Source organism: Candidatus Symbiopectobacterium sp. NZEC135, assembly GCF_025962695.1.
Genome location: NZ_JAGFPF010000558.1, coordinates 1 through 1,219 on the forward strand (window position 1 = coordinate 1; position 1,219 = coordinate 1,219).

General features: G+C 41.7%; 2 protein-coding genes. Both read left to right on the forward strand.

The window, feature by feature from the left end; genetic code table 11:
* Nucleotides 1-24 precede the first annotated feature (24 nt).
* Entirely contained in the window at nucleotides 25-270 is a 246-nt protein-coding gene (locus tag J5224_RS28765) for a Flp family type IVb pilin (RefSeq protein WP_264628506.1), read from the forward strand.
* Between the two features lie 220 nt (nucleotides 271-490).
* Nucleotides 491-1,219: hypothetical protein (locus J5224_RS28770; protein ID WP_264628507.1), on the forward strand; the 729-nt coding region annotated here is incomplete at its 3' end.

The window sequence follows — 1,219 nt, forward strand, 5'->3', positions numbered from 1 at the left end:
ATCAATAAATGGAGGTGATTGGATATGTATTCTTTAGTAAGCTACGTTCAGGGGAAGTCTATCGCGAGTTATGTGTATTTTACTGAGACTGTGCGTCGCTTTGGAAAAGACAAGCGGGGTGTGACTGCTGTTGAATATGCTATTGTAGCGGCGGGCGTTGCTGCGGTGGTTACGGTTATTTTCGGCGATGAAGGTCCGGTTAAAGGAATGTTGACTGCTGTCTTTGAAAAAATCAAAACCACGGTCGAGTCGTCTATACCTGGAAAATAGAGTTGAGGCTAATAATTACCCTCTGAAAGGTATTAGCGATAGGTGAATATGAAATTAGGTACTTTATATATGCATGTATATATAGGGTGCCTATTTCAACCGTATTTATTGTATTAATGCGCATGCGGTAGCTATATGTTAAAAGTAAGAGTGCGCTTTATAATTTGTGTTATACCTTATAATTATTTTATAACATTAGCGAGAGCGGATTAGCGTTGAAATGAAAAAGAGCGCACTGATTATTTATATATTAATGATCCTGACTGGTGGTATAGGTATTTTATTCTATATAAAATCCGCACATACGCCAGCATCAGGAGCGAGTGAAATGCAGGCGCATTCTTTAACAGAAACCATTATCGTGGCCGTCGCCCAGCGCGATCTGGCTGCCAACAGTATTCTGAAGAAAGATGATTTTCAATTGAAAAATATATCTGTATCACCTGAAAGCACAGAGATGCAGTTCAATATAATGGAAAATGACCTGACGCATTGGGCACTTAAAAGTGCGGTAGCCAAAGACAGTTATCTTCAGCCAACCGCGTTGGTTGAACCCGGAAGCGATGATTATATTGCCATGTTTATCACACCAGGGAATGTGCGTTATCCTTTTGAGTTAGATGCTTCTGATAATTATCTGCTAAACAATGTAAAGTCAGGTGCCAGTGTGGATATCTATCTCGCATATGGACTCCGCCAAGACGATAACGGAAGTGAGGACATCATCTCTCCCGCAAAATCTATTCGTGATACACGACTTAAACCCCTTATGGTCAACAGGCGTGTATTGGCAATCCGTCGGGTAAACCGGGATGAAAAAGAGAAGGCTCAAGAAAGCAGAAGTCAACTGCTGGTGGAACTGAGAGATGCAGAGCTCAAGCTGCTGAAAGGATTAGAAGGAAACGCCAGGATACTGCTATTTCCCTCAATCAGAGGCCCTATTGACTTG

Excerpts from the sequence above, each read along its gene's own strand:
- J5224_RS28765 (WP_264628506.1), top strand. The coding sequence starts at position 25 with ATGTATTCTTTAGTAAGCTACGTTCAGGGGAAGTCTATCGCGAGTTAT.